The sequence below is a fragment of the Mesomycoplasma moatsii genome, from assembly GCF_045276915.1.
GTDB lineage: Bacteria > Bacillota_I > Bacilli_A > Mycoplasmatales > Metamycoplasmataceae > UBA710.
Window position 1 is genome coordinate 590,124 of the sequence record NZ_CP174166.1, and the last position, 15,592, is coordinate 605,715.

The 15,592-nt window shown below is 23.8% G+C and carries 21 protein-coding genes; 10 read left to right on the forward strand and 11 right to left on the reverse strand.

Features of this window, described 5'->3' with window-relative positions:
• From atpH to ACJA28_RS02865, 5 genes are all read right to left on the reverse strand, one after another.
• Window positions 1-549 (reverse strand): ATP synthase F1 subunit delta, encoded by a 549-nt coding sequence (gene atpH, locus ACJA28_RS02845; RefSeq protein ID WP_022935017.1) that lies wholly within the window; start codon window positions 547-549, stop codon window positions 1-3.
• Window positions 542-1,114: a F0F1 ATP synthase subunit B gene (gene atpF / locus ACJA28_RS02850; RefSeq protein ID WP_022935018.1), complete on the reverse strand. Its 573-nt coding sequence runs from the start codon at window positions 1,112-1,114 to the stop codon at window positions 542-544. Before atpF ends, atpH begins: the two co-directional genes overlap by 8 nt.
• A gap of 29 nt (window positions 1,115-1,143) precedes the next feature.
• On the reverse strand, window positions 1,144-1,380 hold the full coding sequence (gene atpE, locus ACJA28_RS02855) for an ATP synthase F0 subunit C (RefSeq protein WP_027121665.1): 237 nt from the start codon (window positions 1,378-1,380) through the stop codon (window positions 1,144-1,146).
• A gap of 90 nt (window positions 1,381-1,470) precedes the next feature.
• Complete coding sequence (locus ACJA28_RS02860) at window positions 1,471-2,235, reverse strand: F0F1 ATP synthase subunit A (protein ID WP_022935020.1); 765 nt, start codon at window positions 2,233-2,235, stop codon at window positions 1,471-1,473.
• Entirely contained in the window at window positions 2,236-2,529 is a 294-nt protein-coding gene (locus tag ACJA28_RS02865; RefSeq protein ID WP_033379012.1) for a hypothetical protein, read from the reverse strand.
• Window positions 2,530-2,789: 260 nt separating this feature from the next.
• Between ACJA28_RS02865 and ACJA28_RS02870 the strand changes: the two genes are divergently transcribed.
• The gene (locus ACJA28_RS02870) at window positions 2,790-3,290 is read left to right on the forward strand and encodes a methylated-DNA--[protein]-cysteine S-methyltransferase (RefSeq protein ID WP_022935022.1); all 501 of its coding nucleotides are present in this window, start codon (window positions 2,790-2,792) and stop codon (window positions 3,288-3,290) included.
• Here the strand turns inward: ACJA28_RS02870 and ACJA28_RS02875 are convergent.
• Together ACJA28_RS02875 and ftsY are read right to left on the reverse strand one after the other, a co-directional pair.
• On the reverse strand, window positions 3,274-3,498 hold the full coding sequence (locus ACJA28_RS02875; RefSeq protein ID WP_022935023.1) for a sigma factor-like helix-turn-helix DNA-binding protein: 225 nt from the start codon (window positions 3,496-3,498) through the stop codon (window positions 3,274-3,276). The genes ACJA28_RS02870 and ACJA28_RS02875 overlap by 17 nt on opposite strands.
• The gene (gene ftsY, locus ACJA28_RS02880; protein ID WP_022935024.1) at window positions 3,488-4,780 is read right to left on the reverse strand and encodes a signal recognition particle-docking protein FtsY; all 1,293 of its coding nucleotides are present in this window, start codon (window positions 4,778-4,780) and stop codon (window positions 3,488-3,490) included. Before ftsY ends, ACJA28_RS02875 begins: the two co-directional genes overlap by 11 nt.
• 70 nt (window positions 4,781-4,850) lie before the next feature.
• On the opposite strand from ftsY, the gene ACJA28_RS02885 reads away from it, so the two are divergent.
• The gene (locus ACJA28_RS02885; RefSeq protein WP_022935025.1) at window positions 4,851-5,936 is read left to right on the forward strand and encodes a hypothetical protein; all 1,086 of its coding nucleotides are present in this window, start codon (window positions 4,851-4,853) and stop codon (window positions 5,934-5,936) included.
• A gap of 78 nt (window positions 5,937-6,014) precedes the next feature.
• Here ACJA28_RS02885 and ACJA28_RS02890 read toward each other — a convergent pair whose 3' ends face one another.
• Both ACJA28_RS02890 and ACJA28_RS02895 read right to left on the reverse strand, forming a co-directional pair.
• Entirely contained in the window at window positions 6,015-6,647 is a 633-nt protein-coding gene (locus tag ACJA28_RS02890) for a chromate transporter (RefSeq protein ID WP_022935026.1), read from the reverse strand.
• A complete protein-coding gene (locus tag ACJA28_RS02895) occupies window positions 6,640-7,248 on the reverse strand; it encodes a chromate transporter (protein ID WP_022935027.1) in 609 nt (202 codons plus the stop codon). Before ACJA28_RS02895 ends, ACJA28_RS02890 begins: the two co-directional genes overlap by 8 nt.
• Before the next feature lie 41 nt (window positions 7,249-7,289).
• Between ACJA28_RS02895 and ACJA28_RS02900 the strand changes: the two genes are divergently transcribed.
• Window positions 7,290-7,559: a Smr/MutS family protein gene (locus tag ACJA28_RS02900; RefSeq protein ID WP_022935028.1), complete on the forward strand. Its 270-nt coding sequence runs from the start codon at window positions 7,290-7,292 to the stop codon at window positions 7,557-7,559.
• An 8-nt stretch (window positions 7,560-7,567) separates the two neighbouring features.
• Window positions 7,568-8,176 (forward strand): tRNA (guanosine(46)-N7)-methyltransferase TrmB, encoded by a 609-nt coding sequence (trmB, locus tag ACJA28_RS02905; protein WP_022935029.1) that lies wholly within the window; start codon window positions 7,568-7,570, stop codon window positions 8,174-8,176.
• Here the strand turns inward: trmB and ACJA28_RS02910 are convergent.
• On the reverse strand, window positions 8,173-9,069 hold the full coding sequence (locus tag ACJA28_RS02910; protein WP_022935030.1) for a DnaJ domain-containing protein: 897 nt from the start codon (window positions 9,067-9,069) through the stop codon (window positions 8,173-8,175). The genes trmB and ACJA28_RS02910 overlap by 4 nt on opposite strands.
• 89 nt (window positions 9,070-9,158) lie before the next feature.
• On the opposite strand from ACJA28_RS02910, the gene ACJA28_RS02915 reads away from it, so the two are divergent.
• The 5 genes from ACJA28_RS02915 (at window position 9,159) to lepA (ending at window position 13,975) form a co-directional block, all read left to right on the forward strand.
• On the forward strand, window positions 9,159-9,773 hold the full coding sequence (locus ACJA28_RS02915; protein WP_022935031.1) for a ribonuclease HII: 615 nt from the start codon (window positions 9,159-9,161) through the stop codon (window positions 9,771-9,773).
• A 75-nt stretch (window positions 9,774-9,848) separates the two neighbouring features.
• Window positions 9,849-10,511 (forward strand): 2-C-methyl-D-erythritol 4-phosphate cytidylyltransferase, encoded by a 663-nt coding sequence (locus tag ACJA28_RS02920; RefSeq protein ID WP_022935032.1) that lies wholly within the window; start codon window positions 9,849-9,851, stop codon window positions 10,509-10,511.
• Window positions 10,478-11,623, forward strand: coding sequence for a hypothetical protein (locus ACJA28_RS02925; RefSeq protein WP_022935033.1), 1,146 nt, complete (start codon window positions 10,478-10,480; stop codon window positions 11,621-11,623). Before ACJA28_RS02920 ends, ACJA28_RS02925 begins: the two co-directional genes overlap by 34 nt.
• 165 nt (window positions 11,624-11,788) lie before the next feature.
• Window positions 11,789-12,091, forward strand: coding sequence for an HU family DNA-binding protein (locus ACJA28_RS02930; protein WP_022935034.1), 303 nt, complete (start codon window positions 11,789-11,791; stop codon window positions 12,089-12,091).
• Between the two features lie 93 nt (window positions 12,092-12,184).
• Window positions 12,185-13,975, forward strand: coding sequence for a translation elongation factor 4 (gene lepA / locus ACJA28_RS02935; RefSeq protein WP_022935035.1), 1,791 nt, complete (start codon window positions 12,185-12,187; stop codon window positions 13,973-13,975).
• Here the strand turns inward: lepA and ACJA28_RS02940 are convergent, their stop codons facing one another.
• Complete coding sequence (locus ACJA28_RS02940) at window positions 13,976-14,674, reverse strand: DUF1600 domain-containing protein (protein WP_022935036.1); 699 nt, start codon at window positions 14,672-14,674, stop codon at window positions 13,976-13,978.
• Between the two features lie 174 nt (window positions 14,675-14,848).
• On the opposite strand from ACJA28_RS02940, the gene ACJA28_RS02945 reads away from it, so the two are divergent.
• Window positions 14,849-15,514: an MPN527 family putative ECF transporter permease subunit gene (locus ACJA28_RS02945; RefSeq protein WP_022935037.1), complete on the forward strand. Its 666-nt coding sequence runs from the start codon at window positions 14,849-14,851 to the stop codon at window positions 15,512-15,514.
• The last annotated feature ends 78 nt before the right edge of the window (window positions 15,515-15,592 follow it).

The following is a 15,592-nucleotide window of genomic DNA, read 5'->3' on the forward strand; positions in this document are numbered from 1 at the left end:
CTACACACCTCCTTTTGTTAGTTTTAATGTTTTTTTCATATTTTCTAATTCTAGTTTTATCGAATCTTCAATTACAATACTATCAATCTTGATTTTAAAACCACCAATCAATTCTTTATCAATTAAGTTAACTAAACTAACTTCATATTGATATTCTTTAGATAACTTTTGTTCAAGTTTTTTTATTTCTGCAGGTTTTAATAACTTTGTTGAATACACAATACCTTGTTTTATTTTTAAAATTTCTTGCAAACGTCCAATTAATTCTTTTAATATATCTTCAAAAAATTTGAATTGATTTTTGGAAGATAGTATTAATGCCGTGTTAATAAACGATCAATGAAATCCTTTAAAAACTTTTTCAATAATTTTTTGTTTTTCCAAAAAATTTATATTGCTATTATCTAGAATCTTAATAAATTTTTCTTCTTTTTCTAAAATTGATACCAATAAACTGGATTGTTTATAAAAATCTTTAACTTTTTTTTCATCTTTAGCAATATCTAAAAGTGCTAACGAATAACCAATTTTAGTTTCATTTCTAAACATTATTTTTTCCTAAATATTCTTCTAAATATTTTTTTGCTTCTTTTTCAGAAATTTTCTCTCTAATAATTTTCTCTGAAACATCTATAGCAACTGAAACAATTTCGTTATAAGCATCTTTTTCTAAACTTAATTTTTTGTTTTTAATATCATCTTTTGCTTCTTTAATTATTCTTTCAGCTTCATATTTACCCTGTTCAATATATTGATGTTTAATTGCTTCTGCTTCTATTTTGGCTTTTGCAATCAAATCTTCTCTAATATTTTTAGATTCTTGTAGTTTCATTCTTGCTTCATTTTCTAAATCAAAGGCATTTTTTTTAGCATTGATTGATTCATCAATGTTTTTTTGAATGAATTCTTTTCTTCTTTGAACCATTTTTTTAACAGGGTTATACAAAAACTTTGTAAGAATAATCAATAAAACCAACAAAGCACCTAATGTTGCAACCAATATATAAACAGATGGCATTAATTGATCTAATTTTTCAGCAAGCCCTGGAGCTCCAGGTTTTTCTTGACTTCCTCTTGTTACAATAGATGCAAAATTTGTTATTTTATCTAACATTTTTATCCTTAATTTTTTTGAATAAATAACTAGACTGTTTTATTAAATACAAAAATTAATAAAATAGCTATAACTAAAGCATAGATAGCTGCTGACTCAGTAATAGCAAGACCCATAATTAACATTTTTCTAATTGCGGCTTCTGCTTCTGGGTTTCTTCCAACAGCATCTGCTGCTCTACCTGTTGCATATCCTTGACCTATCCCAGTACCTAGAACACCTACACCAGCCAATCCAGCTCCAACAGCTACTAATCCTCATTCTAATGTTGCTGCCATTTTTTACTCCTTTAAATTAATTTATTAAACTAAACTTTATTTTATTACTTTTAAACTTTTTGATGCTTATTTATATATCTAAGCAATCACTACTTTATCTTGTTTTTTATTAATATCTTTGACTTGTTGTTTTTTATGTTCTTTTGCTTCTTTTATTTCTAACCCTTCATTTACTTCCTGAGTTCAATAAATACCTGTTAGTAAAGCAAAAACATACGCTTGAATAAGACCATCAAAAATATCAAAATACATATGTAATCAAGGAGCTATAATCATTCCTAATAGATTTACTTCGCCAATAACAGGAATGAAACCTCAAAGATAACTTGTAAATCAATAAATAATATACATAATCACAGTTCCACCAATAATATTTCCGAAAATACGGAACGAAATTGAAATTAATGGTGAAAACTGACCTATTAATTCAATAGGATTAATATATCTTTTAAAGAACGAAAGTTTTTGATAAATAATCCCGAAAACATAAATTCCAATTCAAGATATTAACCCTAAAGTTAATGAAACAGTGTAAGAAGTTACTGCAGGTTCTAAAGCAATTAAACCTGAAGTATTGCCTACAATTAAAAAAGTAAATAGTGTAAAAATATAAGGTCCCACGCGGTCAATCTTACCACCTGTAATTCCTTGAAATTCATTATTAAATAGACCAACATATTGTTCGGCAACAAATGCTACACCAGTTGGCACTTCATCAGGTTTTACTTTTTTAACTTTAAAATAAACAATAACCGAAATAATAGTTAAAAGAACAGTTACATATATTAGTGTTATAAGTTGAGGTTGCTCTCATGATCAAAGATTTTCTCCAAGAACTTCCATCTATACTCCTTTAACTTTTTTGCGTTTATCTTTTTTTCTAACAATATCAACAAGATTATAGATAATAATTGCTATTGGTATTGTTGTAGTTCCGTAGATGAATGTAAAAACATTAAAAACACCATTTATTCAAGAACTTTTTAATTGCTTATTAGCAAAAAGAACACCAGTCAAGATAGCAATAACTAATCCTACTAAAATTAAAGATTTAGTTATTCCTACAAAAAACGCAAACTTAAAAGACCTTCTTTTTGATAATAAATGCGATACATAAACTTCATTAAGTAGGTACATAAGGAAACTAATACTTGTTCCCAATAAAAAACCTGTTAATAAAGATCAATTAATAAAACATACTATAGAAAAAACTAATATACTTATCCCTACTAAAAAACTAAAAGTAATGTACATCTTTTTTCTAAGTTTGTTCGTCATATTTTAGAATTAAAGGTGTTGTGATTATTAACAACACCTCAATTAATTTTAGTACTTTTATAGTTTATAGAAAAAAATTATTAGATAATTTTAAAATTAAATACTCTTAAAATTCAGATATGCACTTATCAATATTAAATTCAAATAAATATCATTTATTTTATTATTATAAATATACTAAATTAGGTTGAATTACTATTGCAACAAATAAAGATAGTATTACTTTTTTACATTTTGGAAAAATTAAAATCACAAATTGTAAATACATTCTCACGATTTTGATCGAAGATGCATTTAAACAATTAGAAGAATACTTTAATGGTCAAAGACAAATATTTGATTTACTCATATCTTTAAATGTAACTAAATTAAAAAAACAAATTTTAAATGAATTAACCAAAATACCTTATGGAAAAACACAAACATATCAAGATATTGCAATAAAACTAGGTAACAAAAATTATGCTCGAATTGTTGGTAATACTTGTAAAACAAATCCAATTTTAATTATTATTCCTTGTCATAGAGTAACTGCTAAAAATGGTAATTGTAATTATGTTGCAGGATCTACAATTAAGCAAAATCTTCTATTAATAGAAAAAATTAATCGATATCAATAAATTTTTTTAAATTATTCCTTGCTTTATTTAAAGTATCATAAACATTTGATCGTGTAGTAGCAAGAATATTTGCGATTTCAGATAAAGATAAATCCTCGATATAATATAAATGAAAAACTTGATTTTGATTAGTTGTTAAAATATGTTTATATTTTTCAAAAGCTTTTAAATATTTTTCTCTTTCATTAATATCTATATTACTTTTCATTAGGAATTAACTCTTTCATTAGTCCATAAATATAAGAATCTAAATCAAATTCTTGAAGATCATCCATTTTTTCGCCCAAACCAATTAACTTAACATCAAGATCTAATTTATCTTTAATAGTTAAAATAATACCCCCATTTGATGTTCCATCCATTTTGGTTAGAACAATTCCTGATAGAGGAGTAACTTCTTTAAATGCTTGAGCTTGAATAACACCATTTTGCCCTGTTGTTGCATCTAAAACTAATAATGATTCATGAGGAGCGCCCGGAACAAATTTTTCAATTATTTTATTAATTTTTGCTAACTCATTCATTAAGTTAACTTTATTTTGTAGCCGTCCTGCTGTATCAATTATTAACACATCATATTTTTCTTTTTGCGTTTTTTCAAAAGCTTTATAAACAACAGATGCAGGATCTGCACCTTCTTTATCTGGCAAAACAATATCAATGTTTAATCTCTTTGCTCATACTTTTAATTGCTCAACAGCACCTGCTCTAAATGTATCACCTGCTGCTAACAAAACCTTTTTATTCTCATTAATCAATTTATATGCAATCTTAGCTATAGATGTAGTCTTACCAGAACCATTAACACCAACAACCAATAAAACATTTAAACCCTCATGATCTAAATTTAATTTTGTATTTACTGCTGATTGATTTGCGTAAATAGCAAACATTTTATCAGCAATAATTTCTGCAATCAAAGATTTATCTTTTACATTTTCAAGCTTAACTTCTTTTTTAATCTCATCAATAATAACATATACTAATGAAACAGAAATATCAGACATAATTAATATTTCTTCTAATTCTTCAAAAAATTCTTCATCTAGTTTGTTATGTGCAGCTTGAAGTTCTGTTATTTTTTTAGTTAAATTTATTCCTGATTTTGACAATCCAGCAACATATTTATTTAATTTATTTTCTTTAGTTAATTGTTTGATTCTTTCTTTTTCTTGCTTTTTATCCAATTTTTCTTGTTTTTTTAATAATTGGGTTTGTTCTTTAAAAGCTTTAATTTCTTCTTTTGTTAAATTTTTCTTTTCTTCACGACTAAGTTTTTTCTTAACATTTTCTTTCTTTATGTTTTTTGTCTCTATTTCTTTTTCTATTTCTTGTTTTTCAACAATATTTTGCTCTTTTGTTTCGTTAATAAATTCAAAATTATTATCATTGTGAGATTCTTTATTAATAATTATTTCTTTAGAATTTTTATCTTTTGAATCTTCATTTTTACCAAATAATCTATCTTTTAATTTTTTAAAAAAACCCATAAATATGACCTCATTCACTAAATAAACTAAAACCTATTAATACAATTTTAAATGATAAAATAAACTCTATATGGGTTTTTCAAAGAAATGATTTTTAGTTATTGGTAGTAGTGTTGCCACTATTTTAACTCCAATCTCTTTAGTTATTTCATGTTCAAAAAATAACAATGATAATTATAAAGTTTCTGAAAATGAAACTTTGTACTCTAATATTTGAAACTTATCAATGGATGATATTATTAAAAATAGTATTTTTAACTTAACTGTTAAAGATCTTGAAACACAAATTAACAACACTTTAAAAAATGATTATAAAAACAACTTAATAATGAAAACATATTGTTTTTATTTGTTGTGACAAGCAATTAAAAATCCAAGATCCTCTTCAGGTTCTGTAGAAACAAACTTATCAAATGATATTATAGATTTTGGTTCATTTTTATCTGAAACTTGCACAGCTGATGATGAAAATGTAAAAGACGATAAGAAAAAAACTTACTCAAAATTTAAAAAATATATTGAATCATTTGAATATAAAATTTCAATAATTAATTTTGAAAAAGAAAATATTAATGAAGAAGAAAAATTAAGAGATATTTTTTCATCTGGAACATATGTTTTAAATTTTAAAATTGATTTTTGAACTAATGATGAAGAAACAAATACAAAAATGATTTCATCTAAGAATAACAATAAATCTATTATGTTAACAACCAAAATGACAAGAGAACAAAGAAAAATTTTGAATTCAATTAAAGATGAAAAAATAAAAGAATTAGTTAAAAATCAATTTATCTATCAAGGAACAAAACTTTATTATAACGTTGTAGACAAAAAGTTTTCAACAATAATATTACCTACAAACATTTATTCAACAAATGTAATAGAAAAAACTCCTAATTCTGGTTTTGCTCCTGGAGATGATGAAAGACAATTATTTGAATTTAATTGATATAGTAATTCTGAAAATTCAACTCAATTTAATTCATACATAAATCTTTTGCTAAATTCAGTAAACAATTTTAGTACGAGTTTAAATAATGATTGAACTAATTTCTTAAAAAAAGAAGAAATTATCTCTACAGACGGAAAAATGCAATTATTGAAAATTAATTTAAATAATAACATTATTTTTGATGCATCTAAATTTGAATAATTGATACAAAAACACATAAATAAATTTGAAACTACTTAAAAAATATATTGAGTTTCAAAATAAAATTAATACAAAAAATTAGATAATTCAAGGTTCAAATAAAATTAAGCACAAAAGAATATTAATTAAGATTAAATAAATAGTATTAATTTTAAATTTTCTTATTAAATAAAAATCTATAGGAATTGATGTAAATGATCAACCCAACAACATTCAATATCTTCATTTAATAAAAAAATTGTCTTTTTCAAGGCTTATATAATCATTCAAATTATTAAAGTTAACAAACGGAATAATCAGTGACACACTTAAATTAATTACAACTGAAATTAATATTCCTGCGATAATGGGTTTCATAATTTTTAAAAATGAAATCATAAATTTGTTAGTTTTTATTTTCTGATACTTATTAAAAATTAAAATAATTATTATTATTGGAATGAATACAACTATCAAATAAGTCAAAATCATTAATATTCATCCTCATCACTCACCATTTGCTGCAAGATAACCAGACACAAGTCCAAGTTTTAAACCAAAAACTCCTGGCGTAGAATTTGCGATCGACAAAACCGAGTCTCAATCTTGATCACTTACTTTTAAGATGTCAACTAATAAAATTTTAAAATAAGGAATAAATACTTGAGCTCCACCAAAAATAACTATTGAAATAATCAAACAACCCAAAAGAACAACTAATGCACTAATCATTCTTTTTTCCTTTATGTTTCTTGTTTTTTATTCATTTATAAACTAATAAACATATAACAAAAAAAACAATGACAAAAACAGGAATACAATAAGGAACTGGAACTAAAACACTAAAAGATAAAGTAATTACAAAAATTAATCAATGAATAGTAACTGGTAATTCATTTCGATTAATTTTCAAATATCTTAAACTCATATTTAATAATAAAGCAATAATCACTGGAATAACAGCAACATAAATAATTTTTAAATATTCAGTTGGAATATATTTATTACTTAAAAAAAATAGCACAAAAAATAAAAGAGTATGAGGTAATAGAGATAGACTTGTGACTAATGCTGCTTTTCATTTAGATTTTAATAACAAAAGCGAAATATACATTATTCCTTCAACAGCACTTGCACCTGGCAACGAATTTGTAATAACTAAAATATCATCTATATCTTGATCACTAACTCATTTATTTTTTTCAACACAATATTGTCTAATCATAGGAAACATTGCATTGCCACCACCAAAACTAAAAAAAGAAATTTTTAAAAATAATCAAAACAACTTTCAAAAAGTTGGTTGTAAAGTTTTTGTTGTTGTTTTTTGCATAAAAAATATTATAAATTTGTTTTAGTTTTACAATATAAATTATGACTATTGATTTACATGGACTTACTGTTGAAGAAGCGACTAGAGAAATTTTGGTTTCTCTTCTAAACTTGGATACATCTTATGATTACGAATTAATAATAATCACTGGTAAGGGTACAGGAACTCTAATGATGGCAACTCTAAAAATTTTAGATGAAGAGGGAAGAGTTTATCATAAAGAAGATGGAAGAGTTATTGTTTTTAAAAAAGAAAAAACTGACGAATGAAATTTAACAAGTTTAATGAATGAAATTAAAAATGAGGAATAAATTTTATTATGAGATTAAGAAATAATCCTAAAGCCAGAGAATATTTGGAACAATCTAAGTACTTAATTCAAAAATTCCCTATTAAATTAAACAAAACCATTGTATTAGAAATTGGGATGGGCAAGGGAGAAATGTTGACCCAACTTGCACAATTAAATCCACAAAAAACATATATTGGAATTGAAAAATTTCCTACAGTTGCTTTCCAAGCAATGAAAAGAGCTCAAGAATTAGAACTAAATAATTTCTTTATTATTTGCGAAGATATAGCTAAATTAAGTGAATCTTTTGAAGATAAAGTCGATGAAATATGATTGACTTTTTCAGATCCTTGACCTAAAAAAAGACATTATAAAAGAAGATTAACATATAAATCTTTCTTAAATATATATAAAAAGTTGTTATCCAAAAATGGAATTTTAAAAATTAAAACAGACAACGATCAATTCTTTGATTGATCTAGAGAAGAGATTAAAATATATGGAGCTCAAATTATTTATGAAACTAATGATTTGCATAATTCAGATAAAGATAAAAAAAATGTAAAAACTGGTTACGAAATTAAATGATCACAAAAAGGAAAAAATATTAATTATATGGAAGTGAAATTTAATTAATTAGAAAAGATTTTATAAATAAAAAAGATAAGTACAATTACTCCTGCAATAATTAAAAATATCTTGACAAAACTTCAAATAGATTTATTTTTTGATGTTGAAGTATCAATTTGTAAATTTTGTGATTGATGATTTTCAACAATAAAATTATTATTTAAAATTTGTTCAATATTTTGAATTAATTCTTTAGTTATTGTGTAATTAATTAAGGCTAATATTGGTGCAACATCACTATCAAATACATTATCTTCATTTATTAAATTCACAACAAAATCAGTTGTAGATTCATCATTTATATTTCTTTTAATTTCCCAATTTAATTCTTGCACATATTTTGTATAACTTTTTTTATCTTCAATATTTACTAAATTATTTGCCAAATTTAAAACAAAACTCTTATCAATTGAATCAAAGAATAAATCAAATAAATGAACAAATATTTTCTTTTTAATCAAATTTATAGAAATATTTGAGCCCATTCAAAAAGAAAGTCAAAAAAATTCAAATGTTTGTAATTTTTCTAAATTAGACAACTTACTCAAATATTTTCTACAATCTTTTAATTTGTCGATATTAAATTCTATAATTACTTTTTCAATTCAAGTTGGATCAAAATGTTTCTCTTCTCAGTCATGATTAAAATTAGAATATTCAGAAGTATAGCGAGTTTTTGATTTTAATCAATTATCATACTCTAATTTCTTGTCTTCATCATACAAAGTTTCATAAGCTTTATAAATGATTTTGAATTTTTCTTCACAATTTTTTTCTTTAGAAATATCAGGATGATATTTTTTAGCTAAAATATTGAAAGCTTTCTTTATCTCTATTTTGCTTGAATCTTGGTTTATATTTAAAATTTCATAATAATTTTTGTTTTCAAATTCATTCATATATAGACTGGGTTTAGATATATTTTATTTTAATTTACAAAAAAACTATTAAAGCTTCTAAATTCATTATTTAAAAATATAATTACTCTATGAAATTTTACGAAAATGAACTATATCAAAAAGGATATAAACACATCGCAGGATTAGATGAAGTTGGACGTGGATGCTGAGCTGGACCACTTGTTGTAGCAATTTGTGCTTTTCATCCAAACTATGAAAATGAAAAAATTAATGATTCAAAAAAATTAAATGAAAAAACAAGAGAAGAATTATTTCAAATAATATTAAATAACGCTATTTTAGTAGATTGGGTTGTTTATGAGCCTACTTTTGTAGATAAACACAATCCCAAAAAAGTGTCAATAATTGGAATGGAATATTTGCTTACTAAACACAAAAATATAATTGATTATGCACTACTAGATGCAGAAAAAATTAATAGCCAAATAATTCCCTTTACTTCCATTATTAAGGGTGACACAAAATCTCAAAGCATTGCAGCAGCATCAATTATTGCCAAAGTTATTAGAGATAGAATAATGAACAATTTAGATAAACAATATCCTCAATTTTATTTTAAATATAATAAAGGATATGGAACTCAAAAGCATTTAGAAGCTTTAGAAAAATTTGGTGCTTTAGAAAAAATACATCGTTTTTCTTATAAACCTATACAAAAACTAAAAAAATTCAAAGATAAATAATTATTGCTTTATTACCATTTGTTACTATAAATTTTATTTAAATAATTATTAGTTAAAATTTATAATATTTATTCTATGAATTATATGATACTTTTAGCCGGTGGAATAGGATCTAGAACAGGTTTAAAAATTCCAAAACAATACCACAAAATAAATGATGAGTACATTATAAATTATCTTTTAAATAAAATACATAAAGAACTAGATAAAATAATTCTTGTTATAGATTTTCAATATAAAGATAAAATAACAAATTTTAACAATGTTATTTTTTGTAAAAATGGACAAACTAGACTAGAATCCTTGCAAAATGGTTTTAAAGAAATACAAAAGATTGCAAGTTCTGATGATCTTATTTTTATTCATGAAGCTGCTAGAATAATGTTAGATAAAAAAGATATAAATTTACACAAACAAAATGCTACAAAAAATTGCGGATTGATTTCATGTAATATTGTTTATGACACAATGTTTAAAATTAATTCCAAGAATGAAATTGTAGAAGTTATTAAAAAACAAAATATTATGGCCGGTTATAATCCGCAATCATTTTTTTGGAGTGATCTAGAAAAATATAAAGAAGATATTTTAAATGCTACAAATGATTTAGATTTAAGTGATATTTTGATTAAGAAAAAATTTAAAATTAAAGTTTTGAATCAGATCAATGATCTAAGAAAAATAACAATACAAAAAGATATAGAATGAGCGGAGAAAAATTTGAAATGAAAAAAATAGCAGCTATTCATTTTGGTGCCGGCAATATCGGTAGAGGATTAATTGCAAGCGTATATAAAAAGAATAATATTTTCCCAATTTTTATAGATACTGACAAAAAATTAATAAAAACGATGCAAGAAGAGCAAAAATATATAATTAGTTATGATGATAATACTAATGAAATTATTGAAGATTTTTTAGCTTTTGATTCTGTAAAAAAAGTAAATTTAGATTTTTTACAAGATAAATATGAAATACGTTTAATTTCTACCTCTATAGGAACTCAAAATTTTAATAATATAAAAAATGATTTATTGTTTCTTGTAAGAAAATTATCTACAAAAAATAACATAAATATTATTGCATTTGAAAATGAATTTAGAGCTTCTAGTAAACTAAAAAACATACTAAACGATAAAGAATCAAATTATATTGATGCTCTAGTAGATAGAATAGTACCAATATCAAATAAAAAAAATTCTTTAAATATTTTTACCGAAAAATATTTTGAAATTATTCTTGATAAAACACAAAAACAAAAGTGTGTATTTTTGAATAAAGATATTATATGGGTAGATAAATTTGACCCTTTTTTATTTCGAAAATTTTGAATTATTAATTCAACACATTTATTATTAGGTTATCTTTTTAAAGAAGAAGCTAGCTATTTATTTGAAATAATAGAAATGTCAAATAGTAAATATGAAGAAGTACAAAATTTATTAGATATTTGGTTTAAAGGGATAAAGATTGTCCTTAAAAATGAATTTAATTTTTCTGAAAAAGAGATAGAAGATTATATAAACAAAAATATGAAAAGAATATTTAATAAAAAAATTAAAGATGAAATGAAAAGAATAAGAAGAGATCCTATAAAAAAGTTAAAAAAAGACGAGAGAGTTTTTTCTCTATATTTTTTATTCAAAAAATATTCGTTAGTAGATAACTTGGAAATAATTATTAAATTAATTAATAAAATGTTGGAAAATTTTGATGTTGAAGATGAACAATCTATGCAAATAAAAGTAGATGTTGAAAAATTAGGAAAAACAAAAGCATTAATATCTTATTCATCTTTGCAAGAAAAAGAGGTTGAAGAAATACTGAATTTTAAAAATGACACAATTTAACAAACAATTTAGATAAAATATTGATTTTCTCACATTGCTAAACTTTTATGATTTTATTTTTTTTAGTATTAAAATTCGCAGAAAAAAATAGATTTTTAAAAATTTGACTAATTTTAATATAATTTGTTAATTGTTAGCAGAAAATTTTATAGAAGGAATTTATATATGGCAGAAAAAAAAGAAAAATTAACAAAATCAGAATTAATTACAAAAATTGCAGACATTGTAGAATTACCAAAAAATGATGTAAATTTAACAATTAACACATTAGTATCAATCATTATTTCTGAAATGCAAATTGGACACGAAATTACAATCCCAGGTTTAGGAACATTTGTTAAAAAATTAAAAAAAGAAAGAATTGCTACTAACCCAATGACAGGACAAAAAATTAAAATACCTGGAAAAAATGTTCCAAAATTTAAACCAGCCAAAAATTTAAAAGAAGCTGTTGGATTGACACAGTAATTCAATATTTTGTAAATATGTTTGAAAAGCTTAGGTTCTCTAAGCTTTTATTATTTTTTAATGATAATAAGTTAATTTGTATAATAAAACAACATGGATAAAAATAAAATTAGAAATTTTGCAATTATTGCTCATATAGATCATGGAAAAAGCACACTGGCAGATAGACTTTTAGAATTCACTAATACTATCGAAACAAGAGAACTTAATGCACAACATTTAGATACTATGGATTTAGAAAAAGAACGTGGTATAACCATAAAACTAAATGCAGCACAAATTAAGTACAAAGATTATGTTTTTCATTTAATTGACACTCCTGGACATGTAGATTTTACTTATGAAGTTTCTAGATCTTTAGCAGCTTGTGAAGGAGCACTATTACTTGTTGATGCTACTCAAGGAATAGAAGCACAAACATTATCTAATGTTTATTTAGCTTTAGACAATAATTTAGAAATTGTTCCAATTATTAATAAAATTGATTTACCTTCTGCTGATCCAGAAAGAGTAAAAAAAGAAATCGAAGATGTTATAGGTATTCCAGCAGATAATGCGATTTTAATTTCTGCAAAAAATGGAATCGGAATTAATGATGTATTTGATGCTATTATTGAAAGAATTCCTGCCCCTAAAGAATGTGATGATAATAAACCATTAAAAGCTCTGGTTTTCGATTCTTATTTTGATCCATATCGCGGAGTTGTTATTTTAACCAGAATATTTGATGGAACAATAAAAGTAGGTGATGAATTTGAATTTATGTCATCTAATAAAAAATTTCATGTAACTGAATTAGGGGTTAAAAAACCACATGAAGTTAGAAAAGAAAAATTGTCTGCTGGCGAAGTAGGGTGAATTGCTGCTTCTATTAGAGATGCGAAAGATGTGTCTGTTGGAGACACTATTACATTAACAAACAATCCAACTCCTAAATCTTTGCCAGGATACAAAAAACTAAATCCTGTTATTTTTTGTGGATTTTATCCAATCGATACAATGGATTATGACAAAATGAAAGATGCTCTTATTAAAATATCTCTTTCAGATTCTTCAATTACCTATGAACCCGAAACATCAAAAGCTTTAGGATTTGGGTTCCGAATAGGTTTTCTCGGTCTTCTACATATGGAAATTTTAAAAGAACGATTAGAAAGAGAATTTAATATATCAATAATTGCCACTACACCAAGTGTTGAATTTGAGATTTATAGAACAAATGGGAATGTAGATATTATTGCTAATCCAACAGATTTTCCTGACAAAAGTTATATAGAGTATATCAAAGAACCATTTATTAGAGCAACTATTCTAGTTAATAAAGAATTTGTTGGTCAAATCATGGAATTATGTCAAAATAAAAGAGGAATTTATATTGATTTAGAATATATTGATAATGTTAGAAGAAAAATTATTTATGAATTACCTTTAGTAGAAATTATTTATGATTTCTTCGACAAATTAAAATCTGTTTCTAAAGGATATGCTTCATTTGATTACGAAATAATTGAATCTAGAAAAAGTGATTTAGAAAAAGTAGATATATTATTGAACGGAGAAAAAGTGGATGCTTTTAGTTTTATCGTTCATAAAGATTTTGCTTATAGTAAATCTAGAGATTTGACTAAAAAGTTAAAAGAAGTTATACCAAGACAAAATTTTGAAGTGCCTGTACAAGCAGCCATAGGAACAAAAATTATTGCAAGAGAAACAATTAAAGCTTATCGAAAAGATGTAACAGCTAAACTTTATGGTGGAGATGTAACAAGAAGACAAAAACTATTAAAAAAACAAAAAGAAGGTAAAAAACGTTCAAAAGCATTTGGAAGAGTTGAAGTACCACAAGAAGCATTTCTTGCAATTTTAAAAACAGATAACAACTAATTAAAATTTATTTTTAGATATAACATATTTTTGTAACTGAAAATAACCTATATAAACACTTGGAAAAAAGACAAAACACACGCCTATTATTATTGGATAAGCTAATTGTGGATAATCTTTTGTATTTGTAAATTTTCCATATACAGAATAAGTAGTTTCATCATGTGTATTATAAATATATGGAATTATAATTAGATATAAACAATACACAACAACATAAATCATCATCAAAAACAATGAATTTTTAAGATCTAAAGATAGTATTTTCAAATTATTTTCTCTAAATATTTTAAAAATACCTAACGCAATAAATAATGAAGGACATATGGCATGTACTCATATAGACTCAAATAAATTATAGTTTTTTAAAAAAGCATAACCTAAAGAAGAAGTATTCAAAATTACATTGTATCCAATAAAAGTAAAAGTAATATAAGTTAATACTGACAAAAAGAAGGAGTCATTTTTCATAAAACTATATTTAGGTTTGAAAACATAAAAAAAAGTATATAAAGAAATCAACATATTACTTTCTCAAGTAAATTTATCTAGTGTTTTTCATGGATTCTTATTGGGGGTATTTATTTCTAGAGAAGTGATGATACGATAAATAAACAATACTACAGAAACAAAACAAATTAGAAATAACAAAAAGTATAATTTTTTTATTAATGTTATTGATTGTGTTTTTTGTTTCATAAGTTAATAAATTCTATTATATAACTTACTTTACTTAATTGAATATGTTCATTTTTGTTGTAAAAGTCACACACAAAAAATGTTTAATAAACATTTTAGTAAATATTCCAAAAGTAAAATTTTTTTATTTTACTTAAATTTCATTTATATTTTTATTACTAAAGGTTAGTAAAGATGAGTGATATTCAAAATAAAATTATAATTAGGAAAATAGCTTTAACTTCAGTTTTAACATCTTTATCAATCATTTTATCAATAATATCCAATTTTATAAGGATGCCATTTGCAAACTTTTTAACTCTAGACATTAGTTTAATACCTTTACTTGTAATTGTTTATGCTATTAATTTTAGATACGCATTTTTTTCAATAATTGCAACTGGTTTGAGCGGATTCATACCACCTAATTCTGGAGGATGGATAGGTGTATTAATCAATACAATTTCACATTTAATTTTTGTTACAACTTGATTTAGTTTTTTACAAATATACAAAAGATTCACTAAAAGTAATTATACTAGTATTAATTTGTCGCTAATCACAAGCATTATTTTAATATCACTAATTTTAACAATACTAAATGGATTATTTTTCACACCTTTATATTGATGATATTATGGAATACTTCATTCTATATCTTTTATAGAAGCAATGAATAAGTATAATGGAGGAGAAATAGGACATATCATGTTATTAGGTATACCAAACTATTGATTAGGAATATTTGCTTTATATATTAGTTTTAATTTAATAAAATTTTTACTTATAAGTTATCTGTTTTTTGTAGTAATTTGTATCTTAATTAAATCCAAAGTTATAGAAAAATATTTTAAAAACTAACCAAAACAAATCATTTAATAGTTCTTGTCATTATTTAGAAATAATAAATCTTATCATAAGCAAAAATGAATTTAAATA